Genomic DNA, 26,807 nt, shown 5'->3' on the forward strand with positions numbered 1-26,807 from the left:
CATTCAAGAATTATCATATGGACACCCCTTTTTGCTGAAGGAGGGTTTGATCTTATAATTTGTGCGATTTTGAAGTAGAGTCACTGTGCTTGTAAGAAAGGCGCGAAGTTTTGAATGAAGTTGCAATGTTTATAAAAAAGAAAGGGTGCATATTAATAATAGTAGTATAATAGTGAATGAGGTGTTAATAGTATGGAAGATATAACATTAGGCTTACTACTAGATGTCGTTGGTGAATTATTTTCAGATGAAATTTCAATTGCCGTTTCAAATACAAAAGAATATATCTACTATAGGCCAAGTAAACGAATTGATTTAAAGATTAGCGTTGGAGATCCTATAAAGGAAGGAACGATTGCCCATAAAGCAATGGTGACGAAGCAAAAGGCCTCTGAGTTTATTAACCGGGATGTTTTTGGTATTCCTTATCATGGAATGGCCGTACCATTTTTAAATAATGGAAAGCTTGAGGGTTGCGTGACGGCAATTTATCCAGCTTTAACGGATGGAAAATCGGTCGTTACCTTAAAAACAACAGACGGCTGGATTCCGGTTCCTTTTTCAAAGGTCCTGTATTTAGAGGCTAAAGATAAAAAGACGTATGTGAATTCGGAAGAGTTATCAGGAACACATAAATACTCTCTGCAAGAATTCGAATACTTGCTTCCGAAGGATTCATTTATTAGATGCCACCGTTCATTTATTGTAAATGTTAATCATATTAAAGCGATTTATCCTGATACCCATTCTACTTTTTTACTTTCGATGAATAATGGTGAGCGGGTACCAGTTAGTCAATCATATGCCAGTTATTTTCGGAAGCTTCTAGGATTCTAGACTTTCTGCTTTAGAACCTAGATTCGCTACTTTATCTGAATTTTCCATATCGTATACCAAAATCCCTATTTTGATAGTGTTAAAGTGTAAAATAATTATGAATATTCATTGAGAGAGGGATTACATATGGAGAATAATTTGGATAGAATCAGGGACCATCGTCTGAAGGACCGGGTAGTTACACCTGAAGAAGCGGCTTCCTGGATTCAAAGTGGAATGACTTTAGGCTTAAGTGGGTTTACACGTGCAGGAGATGTGAAAGCAGTCCCATTTGCGCTGGTGAACCGAGTTAAGCATGATAAATCTTTTAAAGTAAATGTTTATACTGGAGCCTCCTTAGGTTCGGATGTAGATAAATTATTTGCTGAGGCAGGAATTTTAGGAAAAAGATTGCCTTTCCAAGCTGATACGACTATGCGAAAAGGAATTAATAATGGAGACTTTTTATTTGTGGATCAGCACTTGTCTCATACAGCAGAGCTACTCCGTGCTGACGTTATGGATATAGATGTCGCTATATTGGAAGCGGTTGCAATAACTGAGGATGGAATGATTATTCCAACCACTTCAATTGGAAATTCCTTAGCGTTTTCCCTAAATGCGAAGTCCATTATTATTGAAATGAATATGGCTCAATCTACACAACTAGAGGGGCTGCATGATTTATATGAACCGGGAAAACAAGGGGAAAGGCTTCCAATTCCGCTCGTGAAATCGGATGACCGAATTGGAACAATCGGTATTCCGATTGATGTTGAAAAAGTGAAAGGGATTGTGTTTACGAACCAACTTGATTCGCCATCGACAATTGTTCCTCCAGATGAAGAAACTGTTATTATGGCACAGCATTTAATAGATTTCCTTCGAAAAGAAGTAAAGGTAGGCCGATTAACGAATCGTTTAGCACCGTTACAATCGGGAATTGGTTCAGTAGCCAATGCAGTTCTGCATGGCATGTTAGATTCGGAGTTTGAAGATTTAGAAGTGTATTCCGAGGTATTACAGGATGCGGTCTTTGATCTTATGGATGCTGGGAAAGTACATTTTGCTTCCTGCTGCTCCATCACGCTTTCTGAAGAGAAAATGCAACAAGTATTTTCCAACTTTGAAAAATATCGCAACAAATTAATGATGCGCCCACAAGAGATTTCTAATCATCCTGAAATCATTCGCCGCCTTGGATTAATCTCGATTAATACTGCTTTAGAATTAGATATATACGGAAATGTCAACTCCACTCACGTTTTAGGTACAAAAATGATGAACGGTATTGGTGGTTCTGGTGATTTTGCAAGAAATGCACGCCTAGCTATCTTTGTTACTAAATCCATTGCGAAAGGTGGTAACATTTCAAGTATCGTTCCTTTCGTCTCGCATGTAGACCATACTGAACACGATGTAGATGTTATCGTCACTGAACAGGGGTACGCTGACCTAAGGGGACTAGCGCCAAGGGAAAGAGTGGAACTGATTATTGAGAATTGTGCACATCCAATGTATCGTGACCAACTACGAACTTATTACCAAGAAGCACTAACAAGGGGTGGACAAACTCCTCATGTTTTAGAAAAAGCTTTTTCTTGGCATACGAATTATGCTAAGAATGGAACAATGCTTGAAGCGGTAGTAGAAACTGTATAGGTGCGTATCGTATCATAAGTAATAGTAAAGCGGAAGATTGAGTTTGAAGTTGAATACAATATGTTGTAAATATAAAGTGCCTTAGAGGGTTAAATTTAGAAAAAAGAACGCCAATTTTCAGGGATGGCGTTCTTTTTCTTTAATTAAACTTTTGGTAAAAGTCATATAGTGTAGAGTGATAATAAAGTTGTTAAATTTACAAAAAAAGTCGTTTGAAAAATAATAAAGTTGTTGAAAAAATGCGGGTCATTCTATTCAACAATCGGGCCATAATCTGGAATAACTTATTGTGAAAGTGATGTTAATTTGACATAATCGTTATTAAGTTAAAGAACATCCTATCGACATAAGAAGCATTTAAGCTTATGTCCCAAAGAGGGGTTAAAGGTATGGTAGACGTAATTATTCTGAATGGTGGATCGAGTTCCGGGAAGACCACTATCGCAAAGTGTCTTCAGAATTTATTGCCAACGTCATGGTTAAGGTTCAGTATCGACGATTTAATCGACGCTATGCCTGATGCAATGTTGAAAGCAGACAGCGGAATTAAATTTGGTGACGATGGGTCTGTCAGTCCAGGTACGGAATTTCGCAAATTAGAATCTGCATGGATGAACGGTATTGGTGAGATGGCCCGTAGAGGAGCCCAGGTGATTATCGATGATGTCTTCATTAGCGGAGTAGATGCTTGTAATCGCTGGGGAGCTGCCTTAGAAGGGTTGCAGGTGTTGTGGGTTGGTGTTTTCTGTGATCCCATCGTGGCATCCACTCGTGAAAGCGTACGAGGAGACCGAGTTGCAGGAATGGCAGTTTCGCAAGCGACTGCAGTTCACATTGGCATACATTATAACATCAAAGTTGACACAACAAAGACATCGCCAGAAGAATGTGCTCAAATTATCGGACAAAGAATCAACCCATGAGAGCCTACGAGGTGTTTTAAAAGAGAGATTTTAGTAAGTAAAATATTGTGACTTTTCATGACTAAATTTCTCTTTTAATTAATGATAGGATATTACTTTGATAAAAGTTAATCAAATAAACAAAGACCCTGTAAAAAATACAGGGCCGGATACAGGGTTAAGGGAACGCATAGTTTCTTAAAAACATAATAGCATATATTTTTTGTATAGTTATATGAAGATTTTGACGAATTTAAGAACAAGATAGAAGATTTTTAAGAGAACAAATATAGTACTGGAAATTTGATTTGGAAATGAGATATTAATCTAATTATATAGATGAAAAATGGTGAGTACTTTAATCGTAATACCTTTTAATAAGCAATATAAATTAGAGAAATACACTGGATTTTTAGAAATATATAGAAAAATTTTTGATTAGATAAAAAAAGAAAAGACACCCGAAAGGTGTCTTTTCTTTTGGTATATAGCTCACACGTTGCTGAATTAGATATGAAACCATAATTCGATTATGAAATAAACAACATAAGAAATTCTAACATGATCTGGACTAAAAAGAATATGTAATACTGCATTTTTTAAGTTTTTATTTACTTTATTGAATATAGTGCAGAAATGTAGGCGAAAAGGGCATGTCGATGGTAAGTTCCATTATTACATCTGTTTTAAGATTGGCGATTGCATCGTATTTTAGTAAGAAAAAGTGATTGAGATAGTCCTCAATCACTTTTTTTTTATTTTTATTCATATTTTTAAAGTTTTTACCAATAATATACAAGGAAGGTAAATTTGGTTATAAAGTTACTTGAGCATACTTACTGTATTTAGGGGTGTCAAATATGAAAGTATCAATATTTATCACTTGTGTTGCAGATATTTTTTATCCAGAAGTAGGAAGAGATGTTGTGGAAATTCTTGAAGATTTAGGGTGTGAAGTTGATTTTCCTAAAACTCAAACTTGCTGCGGACAACCTGCTTATAATAGCGGGTATGTTAAAGAAACAAAAACAGCTGCAAAACATATGATTGAAGCCTTTGCTGGTGCAGAATATGTTGTGGCACCGTCGGGGTCTTGCGCTATGATGGTTCACGAGTTTTCTAGCTTATTTTCTGAAAGTGAAGCAGAGTGGAAGAGAAAAGCTACGGAACTTGCAAATAAAACATATGAGTTCACGCAATTTCTTGTTGAAGTATTAGGGAAAGAAGACTTAGGTGCGGAGCTTCATAAAAAAGCAACGGTTCATACATCTTGTCATATGAGCCGATTAATGGGAATTAAGGAACCACCGCAAAAATTATTAAAATGTGTAAAGGGACTGGAAGTTGTTTCGTTACCACATAACTATGATTGCTGTGGATTTGGTGGTACATTCTCAGTGAAAATGCCAGAAATCTCTGAACAAATGGTCGATGAAAAAGTAAAGCATATTATGGAAACCGGTGCGGAAGTGTTAATCGGGATGGATTGTAGCTGTTTAATGAATATAAAAGGGCGTTTAACTCGCAATGGTTATCCAATTGAAGTAAAACATATTGCTCAAGTATTGAATGAAGATCGAAAATAGGAGGGGGATATACAGATGGGAATGAAAATTGGGAATGATCCCTTTCATAAGCGTGCTGAAACAGGTATTGGGGATCAATTTATGCGGCAAGCTGTCAGGAAAGCGCAAGATGGTCTTAGAGTAAAGAAATTAAAAGCTACTGAGAGTCTAGGGAATTGGGAGGAATGGCGAGCTTTAGGAGAAGAAATTCGAAAGCATACATTAGAAAACCTTGATTATTATTTATATCAGCTGAGTGAAAATATTGAGAAAAACGGTGGTTTTGTTTATTTTGCAAAGACTGCAGAAGACGCAAGGGAATATGTAAAAGAGATTGTAAAAAAGAAAAATGCGAAAAAAATTGTGAAATCAAAATCTATGGTAACGGAAGAGATTAGTTTAAATGAAGCAATTGAAGAAGCTGGAGCGGAAGTGTTAGAAACGGATCTTGCTGAATTTATTTTACAAGTGAACGACCATGATCCTCCGTCACATATTGTTGTTCCATGTCTTCATAAGGATAAAGAACATATTTGTGAAATATTTAAAACAAAGTTAAATTATACTGGAACATCTGATCCAACGGAAATGGCGAGGTTTGTAAGATCATATTTACGTGATGATTTTTTTGCAGCGGATATAGGAGTGACCGGATGTAACTTTGCTGTTGCAGAGTCTGGGTCGATTTCTATCGTAGCAAACGAAGGAAATGCAAGACTTACTACGACGCTTCCGAAAACGTTAATTACAGTTATGGGGATGGAACGTATTGTTCCAACATGGGAAGAGCTTGATGTTTTAGTAACACTTCTATGCCGAAGTTCTGTAGGACAAAAGTTAACAAGTTATATTACAGGGTTAACTGAGCCTGGTGGGACAGATGGACCTGAGGAATTTCATTTAGTCATTGTTGATAATGGTCGTTCTGATATTGTAGGAACAGAATTCCAAAGTGTCCTTCAGTGTATTCGTTGCGCGGCATGTATTAATGTGTGTCCTGTATATCGACATATTGGTGGACATGCATATGGCTCTATTTATCCAGGACCAATTGGTGCTGTGTTGACACCGCTTTTAGGGGGATATGATGAATATAAGGATTTACCTTATGCATCTAGCCTTTGTGGTGCTTGTACAGAAGCGTGTCCAGTGAAAATCCCGTTACACGACTTATTAATTAAACATCGTAGCCGCATTGTAGCAGAAAAACAATCACCTGTAGCTTGGAACGTGGCTATGAAAGGTTTTGAAAAAGCGGTGAAGAGTCCTAGATTATTTTCTTTTGCTGCGAAGAGCGCTCCGTATGCATTAAAACCTCTTGCAAAAGGGGATAAGATCGAGCGTGGAATTGGACCGTTAAAAGCTTGGACGGATGCGAGAGATTTTCCAGTTCCGAAAAAACAACCGTTTCGAGAGTGGTTTGAAAAACACGAAAAGGAGAACGATGATGGCCATCCAAAATCGTGAGGAATTTTTACTCCAATTATCAGAAAAGCTTGGTAGGGAACGTCCAGAAGCAGTGAAAAAACCGAACTGGTCTTTTTCCCCGCAGTGGACTGTTTTTGAAGGATTCACACAAGATGAACTTGTATTAAAGTTAATGGAGCACTGCGAAGTTATTCATACAGAGGTGAAGCGAACAACAAAGGAAAATCTTGTTGAAACGTTTCAATCTTTTATAAAAGAATGGAATATCAAATCTGTTATGTATTCGAATGATGAGCGCTTTAACGAGTATGGTCTTACTCCATTTTTCAGAAATGAAGGTACAACACATTTTCGTACATGGGGATTAGATCATAAAGAAGAGGACATAGAATTTGCGAAAGCTGCTGACCTTGGCATTACGTTCAGTGATATCACTCTGGCAGAATCGGGAACCGTTGTGCTATTTAATGATGGGTTAAAAGGAAGACATGTTAGTCTTCTTCCAGAGTCATATATTGCAATCGTTCCTAAAAGTACGATTGTACCAAGATTAACCCATGCTACCAAACTTATTCATAATCAAAATAAAGCGGGAGAAAAACTACCGGCTTGTGTGAATTTCGTTTCTGGTCCGTCAAATAGCGCGGATATTGAAATGAACCTTGTCGTAGGTGTACACGGGCCAATCAGAACAGCATATATTATTGTGGATGATCAATAATGATTTACGTTTGCGAAATAGCGCTGGCGCATACGAGTTGGAAATATAGATGAAACACACAATCACATTTATAAGAATACTGAAAATAGAAAGCCCTGGCTATTAAATATAACCAGGGCTTTCTATTTTTAGAAGGATGGGTCCGATAGATTCTACGCTTGCAAAATTTCCATTCTATTGCAAGTGTTGAAACCATGGAGAAAAATATAAAATTCTAATTTATTCATGCGATATTTCCTTCTACACAACATTCTTTTTTTTGTAACATATTTAATAATCTATCTAATTCTTGACTGACACATATTATCTCTGGAGAAGTGAGCATATAGTGTTTAGTTAAGCGAATCATTTCCTGTCTTTTCTTCTCTATTTGGCTTCTTAGTGTTGTACAGTTCATTTCTTGACTCATTATAAAATCTGCTCCTTTCACTTTGAAGATCTAGCTTTAAAAAACATGTCCAAATTATATAATGGAATTATCTCATTAAAAGGGAATTTACAAAAGATGTAATATTTCCCTTTTTAAGTGAAAAAATTACGCGAAATCCGGATTTATCTTATAATTAGAGGCCACAGTATAGTTCACCATCACAAATACCACATTCATTAATACAAGTAATATTTCATTTTTAAAAAGATATCCTCTAAAAAACTCTGCCTTATGGCAATATTATAGTTTAAATTATGCCGGATTTATGGTTCAAATCGCATAGTAATAAGCATTTCTTTAATAACAATGAAGCATTTATTTTTATATTTTTAAAAAAATCTTGATATAAAAATCTAAAATATATAATATATAGGTATAATGATGGTTTGTTTGATTTCGTTTATTCTCACACCTTATGTGTTGTGGTTGAGTTGTAGAAGCAAGTTGTGTTCTTGTTTCAATTGTGAAAGGGCTTCTTTGAGTCGATTAGTGTATATATAGCTTATTTTGCTATGCACATTTTTAATCGACTTGAAGAAGCCGTTTTGTGTTGTCTTTAAGTTTGGGTTTATTGTATAGCCAACACTTTAGGCGATTATTTCATTACTTAGGGGGAACATCATGAATACAATCATGGAAAAATCACAAGAGAAGTTACAGAACAATGCTTATTTACATTGCATCATTGAAGAAATTAAAGAACTAGCTAATCCATTATGGATCAGTTCTATCGATATGTTAAATGCACACAATCAAAATTTCAATGCGAAAGCTACAACGTTTAAGGATATTACCATTTCTGATTTAAGAGATTTGAAAGTGAGTCTAAATCTAATTTATGCAGCACATAATATCAGTCGTGCAAGTAAAGAAGAGTTGAATCTACGCTTATCCATTCAATCAGGAAAGGATATTACTTCCTATGAGGAATGGCTGTTTCATGAAAACAAAGGGATCATATGTGAAATGATTGATGAATTTCGAAATAAAGAGTGGGTACACTCAAATTCGAAATAATAATTTATTTCACATAAATTGTACAAAATCAAATAATGTAGGGGGATTATTATGACTAACATGATGGAAAATTTACAAGCGGAATTTCCATTAGAACAATTGGGATGGAAGATTACACACATTCGAAAGCCAAGGGGAATTTTTCGCGTATGTAGCTCCATTTGTTGACGCTCGCGCCATTCAGGACCGATTTGACGAAGTCTTTGGTATCGATAAATGGCAAGTGTCTTATGAAAAATGGGGTGAGAATGCAACAAAGTGTACCATTTCGGTGTTTTTGAATGAACGCTGGATATCAAAAGAGGATGGAAGTGAAGAATCTGACTACAGTTCTGTAAAAGGTGGTTTTTCAAATAGTTTAATGAGGGACTCTCTTTTTCTATCTAAAAAAAATAGAAATGACTCATCCAAAGGTGTTGGGTAAATACCCTATTCGAATAATAATAACTAAGATTATTTTTGTTAAATATTTAACCGTTTATAATTTCCCCACCATTCACGTGCAGAATTTGCCCTGATATGTAAGATGCATCATCGGAAGCCAAGAATACATAAGCAGGTGCCACTTCAAACGGTTGGCCGGCTCGCTTCATAGGAACATGGTCTCCAAATGTGGCAAGCCATTCTGGAGGCAAAGAAGATGGAATTAATGGAGTCCAAATTGGTCCTGGGGCCACACCATTAACTCGAATCCCTTGCGGTGCCAGTGACAATGACAGCGAACGTGTAAATGAAACAATGGCTCCTTTAGATGCCGCGTAGTCAATTGCATCTTGATCTCCATGATAGGCACTAAGGGATGTTGTATTTATTATAGAGCTCCCTGAATTCATATATGGAAGAGCAGCTTTCGTCAAAATAAACTGCGAAAAAATATTTGTGTGAAAAGTACTTGCTCGTTGGTTTGAATCTACATCAAGTAGACCGTTCTTTATGTATAGTACACCGGCATTATTCACCAAAATGTCAATACGACCAAATTGGTGAATTGTTTGCATTACTGCTTGTTGGCAATGCTGCTCATACCCAATATCACCTGGAATGGTAATGCAACTACGGCCATACTTTTTGACATAGAACTCCGTTTCTTTTGCATCACTATGTTCATTTAGGTATGAGATTGCTATGTCTGCACCCTCTTTCGCGAAGGCTACAGCGACAGCCCTCCCAATTCCACTATCCCCACCAGTTATAAGCGCTACCTTATTTATAAGTTTACCAGCTGGTTTGTAATCGGGGTTATCAAATATAGGTCTAGGTATCATTAATGATTCAATGCCAGGTTTACTTTGTTGTTGAGGTGGGAAACCCATCACAATCAATCCTTTCTGAATTTTCCTATAATAAATGAAATTCTGATATAGGTTATGATTATCATCAGGAAAATATATCCTCCCCAAAGAATTAAATAGAGGAAGTGAAGGGGGATTTACTCCATCAAGGTGTAATGTAATTTTCTATCATTTGTAAAAAGCATTCATTTTTTTCTTTAGGAAAAGTTAACACACAGGTACTATTTTAACAAACTTCAGCCATTCATCTCCTTCCTCTAAGCGCAGCGTAGGTGGGAGATGAATGGCCCGACCTAACAAAAGTACTTCTGAGTGGTAAAGCATCGTACAATTTGTTTATAATAGAGTTATAAGAACGAACGTTCGAAGGTGGCGACATAATGAAATTGAACTACAGGTTTGAAATCCATCCTACAGAAGAACAACAACATACATTAGAGAGATGGATTTCCATTTGTCGCCAGCAATATAACTCCGCTTTGCTAGATAAACAACGATATTATAAACAAAACAAAAAAGACTTAACACGGTATGAATTACAAGATCAGCAAAAACTTGATAAAAAGATATATCATTTCTTAAAAGACCTCTTCAGGAAGTGTTTGCGCGCTTGGAAAAAGCCTATAAAAAGTTCTTTAAAAAGGATGCTGGCTATCCAAAAAGGAAAAGTTTTAAAGAATATCGTTCTATTACTCTTACTCAATTTGGTATGTTCAAATATAAAAAGAAGTTCCTTTTTTCTGAAAATGTATATAGATGCAAAGTATATCATGAATATCCGAAAAGAATTTTATATTTCATTAATTTATTCCTTTCCATCTACATTAATCATTTATTGCAACAGCTTTCACGTCTAAAATAAGATGTTTCAACAAAGGAAAGTATACGTATCTTTATAATGATTTTCCAATATAATCAAGGTGTTAATAAAAGGAACTCTGTGTTATTTTTGCTTTTCTACTAACTAATACAGCTTCAAACAATGGACACAATTGCTACATGCCAAGTGTAATTTATTATCCATTCAAGATTCTGTTTATTCAATCTTTCGGAAAATAAAAAAATATTAAACTCATAAATATACAAGTTATAATGAGGGCGTCGAGAGATAATCTATTACCTCTAGAGAAAATATCAAACCTAGTTCTGGAGCAAAAATTCTAAAGACCTTGCAAGTAACCATCTAAAATTGGACATATTGATACGATTACTCTAAGAAAGGTGTGTGATCAGAAGGGAAATTTATTAACACGAAAAATGAAAGCGTTATCAATTGGATCTTATTTTGAATTGGTCATTCTAATAACTTAGATTCAACTGCAATTAAAAATAATAAATTATGGGGGTGCTTATATGAACATGAATGTAGCATCTATTAAAGAAAAAAAGGTTGTTAAATACAAAAGTTGTTTTGATGTGATTGGGCCGGTAATGATAGGTCCTTCAAGTTCACATACTGCAGGTGCTTTGGCTATTGGAACAGTTGCCAATAAATTATTTCAAGGTCTTCCAAAAAAAGTCGTGGTAAGGTATTATGAATCATTTGCTGAAACCCATAAAGGACACGGAACTGATTTTGCAATTATTGCTGGGATATTAGGATTTGCTGCCGATGACAGCAAAGTGCCAGATGCTATTAAAATAGCAGAATCTAAAGGAATTGACATTACCTTTATTGAAAAAGCCAGTGATAGTCCTGCTGGTCATCCAAATACGGCAGATGTATATTTAGAGGATGAAAACCGAGGTATTAGAACGATGGGTATTTCGGTCGGCGGTGGATTAATTGAAGTCAAACATGTTGAAATTGACGGATTTAGCTTAGATCTGCAGGGGCCATTGCCAGTTATTATTGCGATTTCCGAAAGAGCTGACTTTGAATTTGTCTTACGCAGGATCTTTAAACAATATGATGTGGAAATTAACAACTTTCATAGTTTAGAAGAAAACGGAAAATATTTATATGCATTCGCTTTGGATTCGCTATTGCCTGGTAATGTTCAGAAGGAATTAGGAAATTTAAGCAATATAGCTAATCTCATTATTCTATAGTTACATTAAGGGGTGAAAAAATATGTATATGATCATAAAAGAAATTGTGGATGCAGCTAATAAAAGCCAAAAGCCAATTTATGAATTAGCAATCGAACAGGAAATCGAACAAACTAAAACGTCTTATGAAGAAGTTTGGAGTAAAATGGAAAGAAATTTAGCGACTATGGAAAATGCCATAAATAAAAGTATCGAGGGAGACGGGGTATTTTCTCCGACCGGTTTAACCGGAGGTGATGCTGTTAAAATTAAAAACTATCGAGAAAATAGGAAAACTCTTTCTGGAGATTTGATGGTGTTAGGGATTCAAAGTGCTATCGGTGTTAATGAAGTAAATGCTGCATTAGGGGCTATTTGTGCAACTCCAACAGCAGGTGCGAGTGGGACAATCCCGGGAGTCCTATTTAGTATTAAAGATACGTTGCAGTTAAGTCATGAAGATATGATCCATTTTCTATTCACTTCAGCGTTATTTGGAACGATAGTCGCAAATAACGCTTGTATTTCAGGAGCGTACGGAGGATGTCAAGCTGAAGTAGGCAGTGCCTCAGCAATGGCTGCAGCAGCAGCGGTAGAAGCTGCCGGAGGAACGCCACAGCAATCTTCTGAAGCTTTCTCAACCGCATTACAAAATTTACTCGGTTTAGTTTGTGATCCGGTCGCTGGTTTGGTAGAAATTCCTTGTGTAAAGAGAAACGCCATTGGAACGGCAAATGCTCTAGCAGCAGCGGACATCGCATTAGCCGGCGTAAACAATATCATCAATGCTGATGAAGTTATTGAAGCGATGTATAGAGTTGGAAGACAGATGCCTCGCGAATTAAGAGAGACAGGTTTAGGTGGAATTGCGGCCACACCTACAGGGATTGCCATTAAAAATAAAATCTTTGGAGAGAAACAATCAAATCAATAAACAGTTATCGGAAATATTGTGAAATAGTTAACAATTCTATTCTCTATTGTTCTCCTAAGGATTTCTGTATATTGAGAGACATTATCACTAAAATATACTACTATATAATTAAAATGTTTTGTAAGCGCTAATAAACCCATCAGGTTGATAACTAGCGAATTTTTCAATTTGATCAACTTAGAAGAAGGGCACACGATGTGGCGCACTTTGTAAGCAATACATTTTTCAAGAATAGCCTATATTCCTAAGCCTTAAAAAGAGACGTAAGAATAGGATACAAGGGGGAATTATTATATGAATGGGAATACTGCAAAAAAAATAGAATTTCAGGCTGAAAATACTGCAGTAAAAAATGAGAAATATCTAGACCCTAAAAAGTGGCATAAACAAGATACTACCTGGGCATTGAGCCTTTTTGGAACAGCAATCGGAGCAGGTGTACTCTTCTTACCTATTAATGCAGGTTCAGGTGGTTTATTATCATTACTGTTAATTACCATACTTGCATATCCTGTTATGTATTACTCACATAGGGCGCTTGCTAAAATGATATACGCTTCAAATTCTGCTGATGAGGGGATTACAGGTACAATAAGAGAGTATTTTGGAAATAAGGCAAGTATCATTTTTAACATAGTATATTTCGTCTCAATTTATACGATCGTGCTGATGTATTCGGTTGCACTTACAAATACTGCAAGTAGTTTTATGGTGCATCAATTGCACATGCAAGAGCCTCCAAGGGCTATTTTATCGCTTGTATTAGTACTCGGTCTTATCGCTATACTAAATTTTGGTCAAGATATCACTGTAAAGATAATGAGCATGCTAGTATATCCTTTCATAGCTTCTCTACTTTTTATCGCAATATCTTTAATTCCACAGTGGAATACGTCAATGCTTAGTTTTTCAAGTGTTTCTACTGCTTCAACAGGAACAGGATATTTTGGAACAATATGGATGATACTACCAATCATAGTGTTCTCGTTTAATCATTCTCCTATGATTTCGTCATTCGTTATGAAACAGAGAGCTACGTATGGAATAGACGCTACTGATGCCAAGTGTGCTCAAATACAAAAAGTTTGTTATATCATGACATTCGCTGTTGTTATGTTCTTTGTTTGGAGCAGTACTTTAAGTTTGACTCCAGATGATCTTAAGGTGGCAAAAGAACAGAACTTGTCAATCCTATCCTATCTTGCTAATGAGCTTAATTCTCCTGTAATCACTATTGCGGCTCCTATCATTGCGTTTGTGGCTATTACAAAGTCTTTCCTTGGCCACTATATAGGAGCGTATGAGGTAATGCGTGACATGATTATCAAGTCCGGTAAAAAACGTGGGAAAGATATAGGAGAAAAAACAGTTAAGACAATGATTCTTACTTTTGTCGTATTAACATGCTGGTATGTTGCTTATGCAAACCCAAGTATTCTTGGAATCATTGATGCCCTTAGCGGTCCGTTAGTTGCTGCCATCTTATGTTTATTACCAATGTATGCAATTCGTAAAGTGCCAGTACTAGCTAAATATAGAGGGAAAGCGAGCAATGTATTTGTCATTATTATAGGTATCCTTACTGTCCTAGCAAGTATTAAGTCATTATTCTAATTCACTATTGTTGGTTCTCATGCAAAAATAGTGGGATATGAAAAAAGAACGAAAGATTCCTAGCGGAATTGAATTTTATATTGTTAAACCAAAGAAATCATGGTTTTGGACAAACTTCTCATCTTGGAGAGTTTGTCCTTTTTTGATCATATGCATAACTTCTATTCCAGCAATCACTTTTTTAGTTGTTTGCAATGATTTTAACGAACTTCAGCCATTCATCTCCTTCCTCTAAGCGCAGCTGTACAGAGATAATAAAGTCGTTTAAAACATAATAAAGTTGTTTAAAAAACGCCAGTCATGTTATTCAACAATCGGGCCAGATTGTTGAATAACAGAAGAAGGGATTCTATCGGTCAGCACGAATTAAATAAAAAATCAGGTCCCCAATGAAAGGAGGTTCATCTATTCATGGAATTATCAATGCCACAAAAATTTGCTTTAGAATATATTACAAGTTATGCCAAGAACCATAAAAATGAAGCTAAAGCAACAATTAATCATATCCTTCAAATGTCTAATATCGATGGTAAAGCATTTAGAAATGCAATCATGAAATTAATGGAAAATGCAAGGGTTGCTTTACACTTTCATCCAGATCGACCCGATTCGTCTATGAAATGTGTTGCTAAAGCACTGCTTGAGCAGGGGACATATAAGAGCCAATTTGAAACGCTTTTATCTAATGGAAGTGTATCCGCTTTGCCTGGCGGTGAACGTGACCTTTGGGAAAAGAGAATTTTTGGAGGAGCTTATCAACTGAAGGATACAACAAATAATCAACGTCCTAAATATGGGGCTCTCAATTTGATGTTACATTCAGATGGACCATCTCCACGTTTTGGATCTTGCTATTTTCTTCTATACCCAGATGTTTCATATCGCTGCACATTTACGTATATGGATTCGCATCAAGACCCCAGGGAAAAAGGTACATATGAAGAGTTTGATATGATTATGGCTGCACTTTTGGAGGAGGCATTCACAAGAGATTACGCAATTGGTGAAAAAAATTTGACGCCGTCAAAATTAATTAATCATTTGCTAGTTAATCTTGAGAAGCCATTCTTGAATCCGGCAAACAAAGAGCCAGACCGTAATCTTAACCACTATATTGAAGCCCAGATTCATGGTGATATTTCTCTGAAAGAAGACGTGGAAATACTTGTTGCAGATCCTTCATTTAAGGACACGGATGTAGGGCGAGTCCTTGAAGAAATATGCCTGAAGTATTCCATTGATCTTTTCTGGCACTCAGGCTTTGCACTTCTAGTAGATGACGTTCCTGTAGATTTTAGAGGCCCATCAATGCCTTCTCTGGCAAAACGCATTGCACGTAATCATATTTTAGACACGAACATGATTGGAGCTGCTGCAATAGACTTGAAACGTAATCCAGATTCTTGGAGCGATCGTGGGACCTATAAAGAGGTGCTTCAAGAATTAAAACTCTTATGGCACGTTTTAGTTAGGTATGGAAAGCCAATTCGAAACTTTAAATTAAACGGCACGTAATTGGATAGAGATAGGTATTCCATTAAACCAGCTAATAGAAGCGTAAGCGTTATTCAGTTAAAGGGTGCTTTTGTTGAAGAACTTTTTTGAAGTAGATTCCCAAACTTGGAAATCTACTTTTTAGGTATTTGTATAATTGTAAATATTATATATCTTTATGAAAAACTGGTTTACTACGGAGGGTGTTATATGAGTTACAAGAACACACTTATTACCATTTCAGAGGATTCAAAAGCTACTTTTGCCATAGTACCTGTCACCAGAAACGGAAAACCTACTATTGCTTCTATTGAATATGATTTAATTAAGAATAATCCTTATAAATTTACACAAGAAGATGTGCAATTTAAAACTTATTTAATCAAAAATCAAATAGAAGAAGAAAATACAGATGAACTGCGAAAACAATTTTTTTCAAAATCTATGGCTTGCTTCAGAGCTTCTCCTTTAGTGAAAAATTATGGTTGGGGAATACACTATAACGATCAAGGAAAAATTGCCATTTATGATGTTAAGAGTGAAATATATAACCAATTGCTTAATCAAGATAAGATTACTAAATTAAAAGGTATGCGTTTGAAAAGAAAATAAAACAGTATCTTATTATAAATATCCTTTATTAAAGTAAATGGTGCGTTAGTTGAATAAGAATTAAGTGATTTTAGGATTGTGATCATATTTTAGTTATTCCATAAAAGGGCGTTTTAATAGAGGGATAATCACAAAAATTATTAAACTTTTTTATAAAAGGATGATTCAATTGAATATAGAAAAAGCGTGTTTTGAACAATCTTTTTTCGAACCACGCTTTTTTTATTTGTTCTTTTATCAAGGTTTATTAAGTTAATTTGATCAAATTTTATTCCAAGGCTACATCTTTTTCTGCGATTCCTAATGTCCTTCTAAGATCCATGGGAATAACGATACGCCCCAATTCATCTACTTTTCTAGTAATCCCTGTGGATTTCATAAAATCCCACCTTTTATTAGTCTAAACCTTCATATTTATTGTAATAGAATTTTACCACGCGGAATAGTGTGATATACTCATTGGAATATGATTGTAACACATAAGAAAAAGCCTTGCTGTATAAACAAGACCTTGTCACACAATGGTATATCTGGTATCCTCTGAAACACATAAATTTAATTTGTAAGTTCTTTTAGGATTTTCGGCATCCGTTCCTTTTTAAAGACAAACTTGAAAGATTGATTGTCTTTTAAAGTAACTTGAATTGCTCCATTAAGTACACTAGTTAGTTCTTTACATTCCGTTATATCGAAGCGATGAATTCCGATGGCGAGTTGAATGTCCAAATTCATTTGTTGTTTATATACAAGTAATCTTTGGTTTGTTATCACTAAAACAATTGGCATATTCTCTTTAGTGAGCCAAGAAATTTCAGGAAGAAGTTTCATCACCCAATTAGTAGGAGCAGTTCTTCCAGTAAAGACATCGATAATTTGTTCTTTAGGTTCTAAATCATGTTTAACTTTTTCTTGATATTTAACAGAAAGATTCATTTTTATTTCCCTCTCATATTGGAATTTTTAGTTTATTACATAAAGTCTGCCGAATTTAATTTTTTAATCTCTTTTATTAATTCTCTTAACTTCATTTCAAACCCTTCAGATAATCTTTAGGTGAACATCTCCCTTGTACGACAATGATTTATGTATGATTGAACTTTTTTATAAAACTGTATATGTATTCATATGAAAAGAATCAATTTTAATCAATCCTTTTTCAAAATGGATTCCTTTTGTCTTTTATCAAATAAGGAGTTGTAAAGCATTTCTGATTAAACTTTATTCTAAATCTACATGATGACCTCAGGAGAGGGAATCCATACAAGTATCGCTGCTCAAGTTGTAAGTGGAATTGGTTCTGGTGCAAAAAATTCAAGGTAATTACAAATCATCTCTAAAACTTGGACATACTGATACTATTACTCTAAATAGGTGTGTGATCGGTATGGAAAAGAAAAATTGGTTCAAATGGAAGCACTATCGGCCTGATATTATCTTATTAACGGTACAACCTAAGTTTTCATGATTTGGTGGAAATGATGGAGGAACGAGGTTTATCCATTTCTCATACAACGATTATGCGTTGGATTCATCAGTATGGTCCTGAATTGGACAAACGGACGTTACCTCAAATAAATAAATGATTCTTGGAGAGTCGATGAAACATATATCAAAGTAAAAGGTCAATGGATGTACCTGTATCGTGCTGTTGATTCGAACGGAAGCACAATCGATTTTTGTCTAAGCAAAACAAGAGAGCATAAGGCTGCAAGGCGCTTTTTCAAGAAAGCTTTGGGGTAATTAATTAGTATTCATAATAAAGAGCAGCTAGCAAAAGCTAACTGCTCTGCTCCAGAGGAATTGGAGAATGGGTTGTCTACAGTATTGACGGAATATTGAGTTTTATCCCATTTAAATCCAAAAAATGAATTTAATAATTACGATTCGATTAAAGATACTTAAAACACACTATTAATATTAAGTACAAAAGTAAGAACAATGTAAGTGTGATTGTAATTATACTTCTAATCGTTGTTTTCGCAGTAGTTGGCGTATTCATTCCTATAAGGCCACCAATGAAGGTCCAACCTGTTAATATCAGTAAAAAAATTATTGGGTCGGCAGAACTCCAATTCATCGCTGTATTAATAGATTCATTTTCAAAGTATAGGATAAGTAAACCAACACAAATAAACGAAAAAATAAAAGACCATAAGTTTATAGTGTGCTTCATGATTGCTCCTTTATTAACATGATGTTTTTTTACTAAATTTTAGCAAATAGTAAATGGATTTAAAACAAAATAATCCTTTGAATAGAAAGGGAGGAATAACAATGGGACAAGGAAATCGTGGAATGGCTTTTGAAATGTTTATCAATCTAGCGAATGAAATGTATCAAAGAGGGGAGTGGCGCTTATAAACAAGCGTCCGAATCCTGTGAAGGTGTTAAAGAGTAAAGGTGGGCGTGTGCTAAATGGATTCTATGAAGCTAAAAGTACAGTAGAATATGATGTTGTGTATAAGGGATGAGCTATAACATTTGAAGCGAAGTCTACAGAGAATCCTACACGATTTGATTTAAAGAATATTGCACAGCACCAATTGGATTACCTGGAGAAAGCAGAGAAGATGGGAGCGATTTGTTTCTTCCTTATTGAGTTCAGTAAGGATAAGTCAGTATTCGTTATACCGCTATCAGTCATTCAATCTTATGTAAGGATGTCTCGTCAACCGAAGGGTAAGAAGTCGATACCGATAGCAGACTTTGATATTTATGGGTACTTAGTAGATCAGACAGAACGAGCACCAGTTGATTACTTACAATACATTGATGAGCAAGGATTAATTCCAGTAATAGATGGCATGATTCAATTTGATCAAGACCGTAAAAGGGTAGCGAATAATATTGAAGCAGCGAAAGAGAAGATGAAGAGTAAAAAACGTAAAATCTTAATGGCTTAATAGATAGCGGAACAATACACAATAGTGTGGTGGAGGCTATCTTAATGCGCGATGTTCCCTTATTCAACAATGAGATAGTAAAATTTCACGTACCTCATATGAATGTAATTCGTAAATATGCAAGGGTAAGTAGTGATTTATTTTAAAAAAACTGTAAGAGGGTGATTGGTTACCAAATAATTGTAGTTCATCTTGAATCTAAAGATTCATAAAAAAACGTCATCCTGTCTAATATAGCTTGTTTAGAAAATAACGTTTTTTTACACTTGGGGGTATTTCAAGATTTTAAGTTGATGGGCATGTGACGGTGCCCCATGCTCACCAAGCTAGTTAGTGTATGTTAAGTAAACCTTATGGATTTGTATATCTCATCCATCCACTTTCAGATCGTTTCGCTTTATACTTCCCATAAGACAGAAGCTTCATTGCCGAGCGATTGGCCGCATGAAAAACCAAGTTCAGCTTCCATTCTTCCTCCATTTCACTGGGATAGGTGGTGGATTCATAAACATAATAACCCGCCATGATACAGGGGACTACTTGCTCCGGTTCAAATCCATAAGCAGTTGCATCATCGACAACCAAATCAATGAGGCATCGGTTTCCATCTTTAACTTTTTTCTGGAGTAACTTTTTTACCGATCCTGGTACTAATTCTAATATTTTATCCTTCATGTCAGTCACCTCATTTTTTATCATGTCCAGACAGCCTGGGGATATGTGTCAAACAAAATGAAATTTCAACCGTAATTGCACAGGTTTAACAAAATCTTAAGGACTATATCACCCTAAAAGGGAAAATGGCTTTAAATCCAAGAAATCTGGTGATACAGGGAGAAACGTATTCGTTCATTTTGCAGTCGATTGGAACGAAACAATTCAAATGTAGGAAAACGTGTCGTGTCTAAAGTGGACAACCTATGTTTCTATGATTCTCCATATTGGCAGGATAATAATGTTGCAGGTTCTGTAGATGCAGGATAAGGATTTACTATAGATGCAAAAGTAAATGTCAATGGATCTACAATATAAAATACACAACAGCAAAGGCAAAACTAAAAGGCATGAGCCCGGTACAATACCGGACCCATGCCTAAGAAGCTGCCTAATGAAATAGCGTGTCTAACTTTTAGAGGTCACTTTGTGGCCATAAAACAAAGTTTGATAATTTATAAAAAATTATTCACTAGCAACACAATTTAGTAACGATAATGAAAGCTCAAATTCCAATATTATCCTCTTTACGTTTACAAATAACTGAGTTTGAACGGGATATCCCTCAGGTGAAAAACGTAGGGTCATTTGGACTAATTTACCGTGGTCGTATAGCAAGAATGAATGGATTTGATGATGTTCTTTTTTTAGATTCATTAGGACGCATTTCGGAAGGATCAATATGGAATATTGGCTTCTTCGATGGAAATCGAATTATTTGGCCAAAGGCTGAAATTCTCCCTGGTATAGCCATGCAACTTATTCAAGCAGGTTTAGAGAAAAATATCATTAAGACCGTTACATGTGAAATTTATTTTATGGATACAATCTTTTAGCTTGATGGGCGGGCATGGGGCAAGACGCCTATTACATCTAAAGCAATATGTTCATATTGTTTTAGGTACTTTTTTTACAATACAATCATATTATAAAAAGGAGGGGGATATGAATGCCTAAAATAGTTGATCAAATACAAAGGAAGAATCAGATAGCCACCGCTACTTGGCGTGTAATATTAGAAAAAGGTATCGATAAAGCTTCCATACAGCAAATCGCTGATGAAGCAAACATTTCGGTTGGACTTGTTCAGCATCATTTTTCGTCTAAAAATGAATTAATTCATTATGCAATGAATTTAGTATTGAATCGAATGGAAGAACGGGCAAAAACTCGTACAAGTGATTTTAAGGGAACAAAAGAAGAAGCACTTAGAAGATTAATGAAATTTATTATTCCTACTAATAAAGAAGAAATGTTGGAAGGGAAGGTTTGGATTACATTCCTGGGTATATCCTTTAGTTCCCCAGAGCTTCTAGAACTTCGGAAGAAAATGGATGACCATACGAGATATCTTATGGGAATAATTCTAGATTTAATGAAGGATCTAGGATACGTCACACCAGGCTACAATAGAGATTTTGAATTAGAGATACTGTACGGATTTATCGACGGACTAGTAATTCATGTCCTTCAAACACCAGAATCATATTCAGAAGAAAAAGTAAATCAACTTATTGAGTATTATTTAAAAGAAAAAAAGAGGGATTAATCACATGAATAAAGTTTTCATTATTATTCTTGTCGTTGTTATTGTATTGATTATTAGGCAGCTTATTCCTAAGAAAGTAGATAGCTTTGATCTTCTTGGTATACCAATCATGGCTATAATCAGAACTTATATTGGTCTTCCAAATAGACTGGACTTTATAATTACAATTGAATTAATTAGCTTGCTTATCTTAGGAACGATAGTTGGTTATTGGCAAGCTAAGAGGGTGAAAGTCTTTCATCATAACAATCAATTATGTAGTGTTGGAGGCTATACCTATATTATCGGATGGATTATTATGTTTTTGGGGAGAATTGTTATTTTATTGTTATTCGACCTTAACTCTCTCATATCGACATTTCATGCGGGACATGAACAGTTTACGACTGAAATAATTAAAGTTCTTTCTCATGCTGGAGATTGGTTAATATGGTCTACTATCCTTGCGTCTTCCATAATGTATACCGTTACCTTATATAAGGATCACCCTGATATCAAGAAATTTATACATGCTCGTTTTAAAGAAATTAAACAACGGATAAAACATTAATTTAACTAACATGAATGGTGAAAGCATGTATTTGGTGTTATAGGGATGCCACCTATACCCAGCAACTTAAGAAATTAATGGTTCCCCAAAACGAAAAAAATGAGCCGAATTCTATAAACAACTGTAAAAAGGCGAAATTTTCATTTTTTGGTGGTTCCAAATCCTTAGCTTGATGGGCATGTGGCTGTACCCCACATCCATCAACTTAAGGTATATTTTTATACAAAATGCGGTCTTTCCATATAGTTTTTTATTATCTTTTATAGATTTTATAAAAGTAGGCATATCAAATAAACCCTGACGGGCTTCAATTTTTTTACTATGCTACCTGATGAGTAGAAGTGGTATACTCATAAACAACACCCAAAATATCAAAGACTGTCTTTTTCTCATATCGATGAGATTTTCGTCCGTTGTGCTGTAGGAGGTTAAACAGACGAAGGAGAACCTTTGATAATTCTTGGGTGTTTTTGTGTAATGCTTGGTAAAAAAGTAAAAAATAATCCTTAATTATGTACATCGCTTTATATGCACTTAGCTCTTTCTGTTTCTTACGTAACAGGAGTTCTCGCATTTTAAACATAGTAGAAGAACATAATAGAATACTAATGAGTTGCCCATAAAGGTGACATTCTAATCGTTCTTGTTTAATAGATTTACAACGATGAATTTGAAACCAAGATTTCCATATTTTAAATAACAGCTCAATTTGCCAACGCAGTGAATATAGATCATAAATTTTCTCTTTTGGTACCCATTCCGTAGGAATGTTTGTCATATATACCGTAACACCTTGTAAAAGTTTTGTACGCTCTGTATATGTAATTCCTTTTTTCTTTTCGCGAATAGCTCGATCACGTAGACGTTTCTGTTTTTGCTCCTCGGTACATCTATAAACTACAATTCGAGTAGGCAGTTTGTCTTTACTCCCTACATATACATCATGTAATTCATACACTTGGCCAGGCTGCAATTGTTTCATGATGTCTTCCAAATGAATTTGTATATATACCGGTTTTAATTGAGCGGGTTTTGTTTTAAATACCACTGTTTCAAATTCTTTTCTATATATTTTGGTTGGTAACTTTAGACGTGATAAATAATATCCTTGTTTATCTTGAATAGACTTAAAGTCTTGTAGGCGAAAATATCCTAAGTCACGAATATATAGTTCATTCTTTTGTGCCATGCCTGTTCGAGTCGCACTATATGCCTGATCACTTCGTTTTCCTGGTTCAATTTCCACATCAGAAAATTTTCCACTCAACAAGTCATACTCTAGTTGGATTTTCACACCAGCTGTATGACTACACCCTCCGGCACCAGGATAAGTAGTTGCGAATCGATCTGGAACTTGGAAGGTTGTAGAATCAAGGACGAGAATCCGCTCAAAATAAGAAGAAAGAGAATGAGAAATCTTAGATACTCCTCCAATTTTAGCTTGTAGAAGTGTAGTAAATACAGTGCGAAAGAAGGCTACAGAATCCGAATTAAATCGTCGATTAAGTCCCTCCGGACTTAATAAAATTTCTGTTGAAGTTTCTAATTGACTACAAAGTTGAGTAAGAGAGGTAGTAGCGATTTGTTGATTTAACCATACACACAAAGATAAGAAATGGTGCCCGTGGCACTTGCGTTTTCGTTTCATTCCGCCTGCTTCTATAGCTAATTGATTAAGTGTAGCGGGAGACATATATCGATATAGCTCTTCGGCAAATAAAGATAACTCTTGTTTTTGGTGCATATTCATAAAAAGCACGTCACCCTTTCTCATTAACATAAGAAAATAGTAACGTGCTTTTAACTTCAAAAATAGTCTAAATCCTTAAGTTGATGGATGTGTGGCAATACCCCTTTATTGATTTCAAACTTTTTTAGTTGATAGACGTGAGACTATTATTTTAGTAAGGTGGCAAAAAATGTCGAAAAATAGCTGGAATTGTCAAATTTTATTGCAGTACGGCCTGTTCGATGTTAAGTTCGTAGTAGTAAGAAAAAAGGAAATGGGCTCGTTCCATTCCCATATCCTACCTTTCGTAATTATTTAGTATGAATAAGGATGGAGATCTCTTTCTTCGGTTATGTTTTATATTTATCAAACTATAGGAAGATTTACGAGCACTTATTTCTTAATTTTAAAAAAAATGAAACCAACAGGAAATCGAAATTAATTACATTCATTCAGCGAAAGGACTTTAATGGAACTAATTGAAAAGGAAAGGATTATTTATATGCAGAAAAGGAATCATTATATGTTTCAAAAACCGATGAAAGTACTTGCGACATCTGCTATTTTGGCCACTACATTATTTTCACCTGTCATGACAAATGGTTTGATTGTTCATGCTGAAACGATTGCTGCACAGACTACAAACCAATATGAACAGAGGGAGTTTGATCTTCCAGCTACAGGGAGTTATGGGGATGAAGCAAAAAGAGAAAGAAGAAGTAATCAAAAAACCTATATGCCAACAGGAATTTATGTAAAACCGAATGAACAAGTTACAATTGAAGTATCGGGAACACAAAAGATTAGAGCGATTATTGGGACGCATCAATATGATAAAGAATGGGGAAAAGAAGTTAATCTTTCTCCTGGTTCTAATACCATCTCCTCTCCAAACGGTGGTTTAATAGGATTTGATAATCCTCAAGATACAGGAACAGTTAAGGTGAAAGTAACACAAGGCGGAAGCCCTGTTCCATTCTTTGAACTAGGGAAGCATACGAAAGAAGACTGGATTGCGATGATGAACAAGTATCCAGATGCACATGCGGTACAATTGAAATCAGAAAAAGCAGTACTTACTGTTACGCAGGATAGTGCCAAGAAATATATTGTGGATCAAGATCCTGTTCCTCTATTAAAAAAATATGATGAAATGATTCGAGCACAAGATAAGATATCAGGGTTATCTGAAAAAGACCCTAATCCTTTACATCGACCAACCCGCCGCCTTTGGGCTTTTGTAGAAAATCCTCATAACAACACATCGGGCGGGTACATGTATGCAAGTCTGGATGGAGCCGTATTTCCTACTGATAATGGCGCAATTGTAAGTGCTTTAGATGTAAATAAGTTTGGATGGGGACAACTGCATGAAGCAGGACACGCAAGACAACAATACCCATGGACGTGGAATCATGATTTGAGAGGAATGACTGAAGTTACAGTTAACTTATACTCTTTAGCTGCACAAAAGCAATTATTCCCGAATCAACCGACGCGTTTAGAAAAAGAGAAATATTACGATAAAGCTTTTGCATACTTAAAACAAACAGATAAAGATTATAAAAATATTGACGACTTGTTCGTGAAGCTTGTTATGATTTGGCAACTTCAATTAGCATATGGTGATGATTTTTATCCAAATCTTCACAAACTATACCGTGAATTACCAGAAGATCAACTTCCAAAAACGGATGAAGAGAAAATACAAGCATTTATTTATAATACATCAAAAGTAGCAAAACAAAATTTACTACCATTTTTTGATCAATGGGGACTGAAAGCATCGCAAGAAACGCGGCAAAAAATAGAAGCTTTGAACTATCCGATATTAACCGTACCTATTTGGGAAGCCACTGATTCTAAGCCTGTTAAAGCGAATGTGCTCAAATTAGGTGGCCGAGTATGGGAAGATAGTAACCAAAATGGTATTCAAGATCAAAGTGAAAAAGGAATGGAAGGCGTTCGTGTTCAACTGTTAAATAAAGAGGGGAATGGATTAAAAGAAGTAAAAACAGATAAAGAAGGCCACTATTTGTTTGATGGATTAATAGAAAATACATATCGTGTACAAGTAGAGAAGCTTACCGGGTATATATTCATGCCAAAACAAAGTGGGCAAGATGTAACAGTTGACTCTCATGTAAGTGAGACTGGGGTAACAGATGCTATTACTCTTTTACATGATGATTTAACAATTGATGCGGGAGTAAATAGAAATACATTTAAGGATGTCCCACAAGGACACTGGGCATTTAATGCGATTCATGATTTAGCGAATAAAGGAATTATTGCAGGCTATGGGAATGGAATATTTGGTATGGGTGATAATGTAACACGTGAACAAGTGGCTGCATTAATTTATCGTACTTTGCATATAGAAAAACAAGATAAATATGAAAATCCATACGGAGATATCGATGAAAGTTCAACAATGTTTCCTGAGGAAATACTAGCTTTAACTAAGCTAGGGATTTTTCAAGGCGATGATCAAGGAAACTTTAGACCGAAAGCTACATTAACACGTGCAGAAATGGCTCAAGTTATTACGAAAGCTTTTAGATTAAATGTTCAGGCTCCACATAATTTCAACGATGTTCCAGCGAATTCATGGGCAAAAGATGCAATTAGTGCCGTACAATCGAACCATATTGCAGCAGGTATTGGTGAAGGGGAATTTGCTCCGGATATGAAAGTTACACGGGAACAGTATGCACAGTTTTTATATAATGCAATTTTAAATGAGCGATCTCATCAATAATAAGAAAATAAAGTTAAGTGTCATAGTACAAGGTTATATTTTGACAAATAGCTCAAAAAAAGAACCCAATTAATAGGTTCTTT

At 35.4% G+C, this 26,807-nt stretch carries 22 protein-coding genes and 6 pseudogenes; 21 read left to right on the forward strand and 7 right to left on the reverse strand.

From position 1 onward, the window contains the following. The first annotated feature begins 192 nt into the window (after positions 1 to 192). The 6 genes from ACTFQM_RS22585 to ACTFQM_RS22610 all read left to right on the forward strand — a co-directional run bounded on the left by ACTFQM_RS22585 (position 193) and on the right by ACTFQM_RS22610 (position 7,094). Positions 193 to 837 (forward strand): LytTR family DNA-binding domain-containing protein, encoded by a 645-nt coding sequence (locus ACTFQM_RS22585; RefSeq protein ID WP_002175050.1) that lies wholly within the window; start codon positions 193 to 195, stop codon positions 835 to 837. 126 nt (positions 838 to 963) lie between these two features. Further along, on the forward strand, positions 964 to 2,478 hold the full coding sequence (locus ACTFQM_RS22590) for an acetyl-CoA hydrolase/transferase family protein (protein WP_440036347.1): 1,515 nt from the start codon (positions 964 to 966) through the stop codon (positions 2,476 to 2,478). Positions 2,479 to 2,867: 389 nt separating this feature from the next. Then, positions 2,868 to 3,401 (forward strand): chloramphenicol phosphotransferase CPT family protein, encoded by a 534-nt coding sequence (locus tag ACTFQM_RS22595; protein ID WP_440036348.1) that lies wholly within the window; start codon positions 2,868 to 2,870, stop codon positions 3,399 to 3,401. A gap of 839 nt (positions 3,402 to 4,240) precedes the next feature. Next, positions 4,241 to 4,966: a (Fe-S)-binding protein gene (locus tag ACTFQM_RS22600; RefSeq protein ID WP_440036350.1), complete on the forward strand. Its 726-nt coding sequence runs from the start codon at positions 4,241 to 4,243 to the stop codon at positions 4,964 to 4,966. 15 nt (positions 4,967 to 4,981) lie between these two features. After that, entirely contained in the window at positions 4,982 to 6,412 is a 1,431-nt protein-coding gene (locus ACTFQM_RS22605) for a LutB/LldF family L-lactate oxidation iron-sulfur protein (protein WP_440036351.1), read from the forward strand. Then, entirely contained in the window at positions 6,393 to 7,094 is a 702-nt protein-coding gene (locus tag ACTFQM_RS22610) for a LutC/YkgG family protein (RefSeq protein WP_440036353.1), read from the forward strand. Before ACTFQM_RS22605 ends, ACTFQM_RS22610 begins: the two co-directional genes overlap by 20 nt. Before the next feature lie 223 nt (positions 7,095 to 7,317). Here ACTFQM_RS22610 and ACTFQM_RS22615 read toward each other — a convergent pair whose 3' ends face one another. Next, a complete protein-coding gene (locus ACTFQM_RS22615) occupies positions 7,318 to 7,503 on the reverse strand; it encodes an aspartyl-phosphate phosphatase Spo0E family protein (RefSeq protein WP_002175056.1) in 186 nt (61 codons plus the stop codon). 642 nt (positions 7,504 to 8,145) lie between these two features. On the opposite strand from ACTFQM_RS22615, the gene ACTFQM_RS22620 reads away from it, so the two are divergent. Beyond that, positions 8,146 to 8,541, forward strand: a complete 396-nt coding sequence (locus tag ACTFQM_RS22620) for a hypothetical protein (protein ID WP_440036354.1) — start codon at positions 8,146 to 8,148, stop codon at positions 8,539 to 8,541. Positions 8,542 to 8,592: 51 nt separating this feature from the next. Next, positions 8,593 to 8,908, forward strand: a pseudogene (locus tag ACTFQM_RS22625) (hypothetical protein); the annotation flags it as partial. 103 nt (positions 8,909 to 9,011) lie between these two features. Here the strand turns inward: ACTFQM_RS22625 and ACTFQM_RS22630 are convergent. Further along, the gene (locus ACTFQM_RS22630; RefSeq protein ID WP_002175059.1) at positions 9,012 to 9,854 is read right to left on the reverse strand and encodes an SDR family oxidoreductase; all 843 of its coding nucleotides are present in this window, start codon (positions 9,852 to 9,854) and stop codon (positions 9,012 to 9,014) included. A 359-nt stretch (positions 9,855 to 10,213) separates the two neighbouring features. On the opposite strand from ACTFQM_RS22630, the gene ACTFQM_RS22635 reads away from it, so the two are divergent. The 4 genes from ACTFQM_RS22635 (at position 10,214) to ACTFQM_RS22650 (ending at position 14,412) form a co-directional block, all read left to right on the forward strand. Continuing rightward, positions 10,214 to 10,690 carry a helix-turn-helix domain-containing protein gene (locus ACTFQM_RS22635; RefSeq protein ID WP_440036355.1) on the forward strand — a complete coding sequence of 159 codons (477 nt, stop codon included), beginning with the start codon at positions 10,214 to 10,216 and terminating at the stop codon, positions 10,688 to 10,690. 496 nt (positions 10,691 to 11,186) lie between these two features. After that, entirely contained in the window at positions 11,187 to 11,885 is a 699-nt protein-coding gene (gene sdaAB, locus ACTFQM_RS22640; RefSeq protein ID WP_440036356.1) for an L-serine ammonia-lyase, iron-sulfur-dependent subunit beta, read from the forward strand. A 22-nt stretch (positions 11,886 to 11,907) separates the two neighbouring features. Continuing rightward, positions 11,908 to 12,798, forward strand: coding sequence for an L-serine ammonia-lyase, iron-sulfur-dependent, subunit alpha (gene sdaAA / locus ACTFQM_RS22645; RefSeq protein WP_025147696.1), 891 nt, complete (start codon positions 11,908 to 11,910; stop codon positions 12,796 to 12,798). A 294-nt stretch (positions 12,799 to 13,092) separates the two neighbouring features. Continuing rightward, the gene (locus tag ACTFQM_RS22650) at positions 13,093 to 14,412 is read left to right on the forward strand and encodes an aromatic amino acid transport family protein (protein ID WP_440036358.1); all 1,320 of its coding nucleotides are present in this window, start codon (positions 13,093 to 13,095) and stop codon (positions 14,410 to 14,412) included. A 75-nt stretch (positions 14,413 to 14,487) separates the two neighbouring features. Here the strand turns inward: ACTFQM_RS22650 and ACTFQM_RS22655 are convergent. Next, positions 14,488 to 14,616 (reverse strand): annotated as a pseudogene (locus ACTFQM_RS22655) (IS6 family transposase); the annotation flags it as partial. A gap of 207 nt (positions 14,617 to 14,823) precedes the next feature. Between ACTFQM_RS22655 and ACTFQM_RS22660 the strand changes: the two are divergent. Continuing rightward, positions 14,824 to 15,927, forward strand: coding sequence for a DUF3626 domain-containing protein (locus ACTFQM_RS22660; protein ID WP_048374233.1), 1,104 nt, complete (start codon positions 14,824 to 14,826; stop codon positions 15,925 to 15,927). Positions 15,928 to 16,116: 189 nt separating this feature from the next. Further along, the gene (locus ACTFQM_RS22665) at positions 16,117 to 16,518 is read left to right on the forward strand and encodes a DUF6157 family protein (protein WP_098473811.1); all 402 of its coding nucleotides are present in this window, start codon (positions 16,117 to 16,119) and stop codon (positions 16,516 to 16,518) included. A gap of 271 nt (positions 16,519 to 16,789) precedes the next feature. Here ACTFQM_RS22665 and ACTFQM_RS22670 read toward each other — a convergent pair. Both ACTFQM_RS22670 and ACTFQM_RS22675 read right to left on the reverse strand, forming a co-directional pair. Further along, positions 16,790 to 16,897 (reverse strand): annotated as a pseudogene (locus ACTFQM_RS22670) (AbrB/MazE/SpoVT family DNA-binding domain-containing protein); the annotation flags it as partial. A gap of 176 nt (positions 16,898 to 17,073) precedes the next feature. Further along, positions 17,074 to 17,451, reverse strand: coding sequence for a hypothetical protein (locus ACTFQM_RS22675; protein WP_071718212.1), 378 nt, complete (start codon positions 17,449 to 17,451; stop codon positions 17,074 to 17,076). Between the two features lie 451 nt (positions 17,452 to 17,902). Between ACTFQM_RS22675 and ACTFQM_RS22680 the strand changes: the two are divergent. Beyond that, positions 17,903 to 18,252 (forward strand): annotated as a pseudogene (locus ACTFQM_RS22680) (IS6 family transposase); the annotation flags it as partial. Positions 18,253 to 18,792: 540 nt separating this feature from the next. Beyond that, a pseudogene (locus ACTFQM_RS22685) lies at positions 18,793 to 19,421 on the forward strand (Holliday junction resolvase RecU). Between the two features lie 351 nt (positions 19,422 to 19,772). Here the strand turns inward: ACTFQM_RS22685 and ACTFQM_RS22690 are convergent. Beyond that, a complete protein-coding gene (locus tag ACTFQM_RS22690) occupies positions 19,773 to 20,096 on the reverse strand; it encodes a hypothetical protein (protein WP_048372032.1) in 324 nt (107 codons plus the stop codon). A gap of 201 nt (positions 20,097 to 20,297) precedes the next feature. Between ACTFQM_RS22690 and ACTFQM_RS22695 the strand changes: the two are divergent. From ACTFQM_RS22695 to ACTFQM_RS22710, 4 genes and pseudogenes are all read left to right on the forward strand, one after another. Continuing rightward, positions 20,298 to 20,538, forward strand: a pseudogene (locus ACTFQM_RS22695) (hypothetical protein); the annotation flags it as partial. 94 nt (positions 20,539 to 20,632) lie between these two features. Then, positions 20,633 to 20,971, forward strand: a complete 339-nt coding sequence (locus ACTFQM_RS22700; protein WP_427356551.1) for an aminotransferase class IV — start codon at positions 20,633 to 20,635, stop codon at positions 20,969 to 20,971. A 113-nt stretch (positions 20,972 to 21,084) separates the two neighbouring features. Beyond that, the gene (locus ACTFQM_RS22705) at positions 21,085 to 21,684 is read left to right on the forward strand and encodes a TetR/AcrR family transcriptional regulator (protein WP_071718217.1); all 600 of its coding nucleotides are present in this window, start codon (positions 21,085 to 21,087) and stop codon (positions 21,682 to 21,684) included. Between the two features lie 4 nt (positions 21,685 to 21,688). Continuing rightward, positions 21,689 to 22,234 carry a hypothetical protein gene (locus tag ACTFQM_RS22710; RefSeq protein WP_071718218.1) on the forward strand — a complete coding sequence of 182 codons (546 nt, stop codon included), beginning with the start codon at positions 21,689 to 21,691 and terminating at the stop codon, positions 22,232 to 22,234. A gap of 319 nt (positions 22,235 to 22,553) precedes the next feature. Here the strand turns inward: ACTFQM_RS22710 and ACTFQM_RS22715 are convergent, their stop codons facing one another. Next, positions 22,554 to 23,984 (reverse strand): IS4 family transposase, encoded by a 1,431-nt coding sequence (locus tag ACTFQM_RS22715; protein ID WP_440036362.1) that lies wholly within the window; start codon positions 23,982 to 23,984, stop codon positions 22,554 to 22,556. Between the two features lie 448 nt (positions 23,985 to 24,432). Here ACTFQM_RS22715 and ACTFQM_RS22720 point away from each other — a divergent pair, with 448 nt between their 5' ends. Then, on the forward strand, positions 24,433 to 26,724 hold the full coding sequence (locus ACTFQM_RS22720) for a M60 family metallopeptidase (protein ID WP_440036364.1): 2,292 nt from the start codon (positions 24,433 to 24,435) through the stop codon (positions 26,722 to 26,724). The last annotated feature ends 83 nt before the right edge of the window (positions 26,725 to 26,807 follow it).

It is taken from the genome of Bacillus cereus group sp. MYBK30-2 (genome assembly GCF_051915945.1).
Classification (GTDB): domain Bacteria; phylum Bacillota; class Bacilli; order Bacillales; family Bacillaceae_G; genus Bacillus_A; species Bacillus_A paramycoides.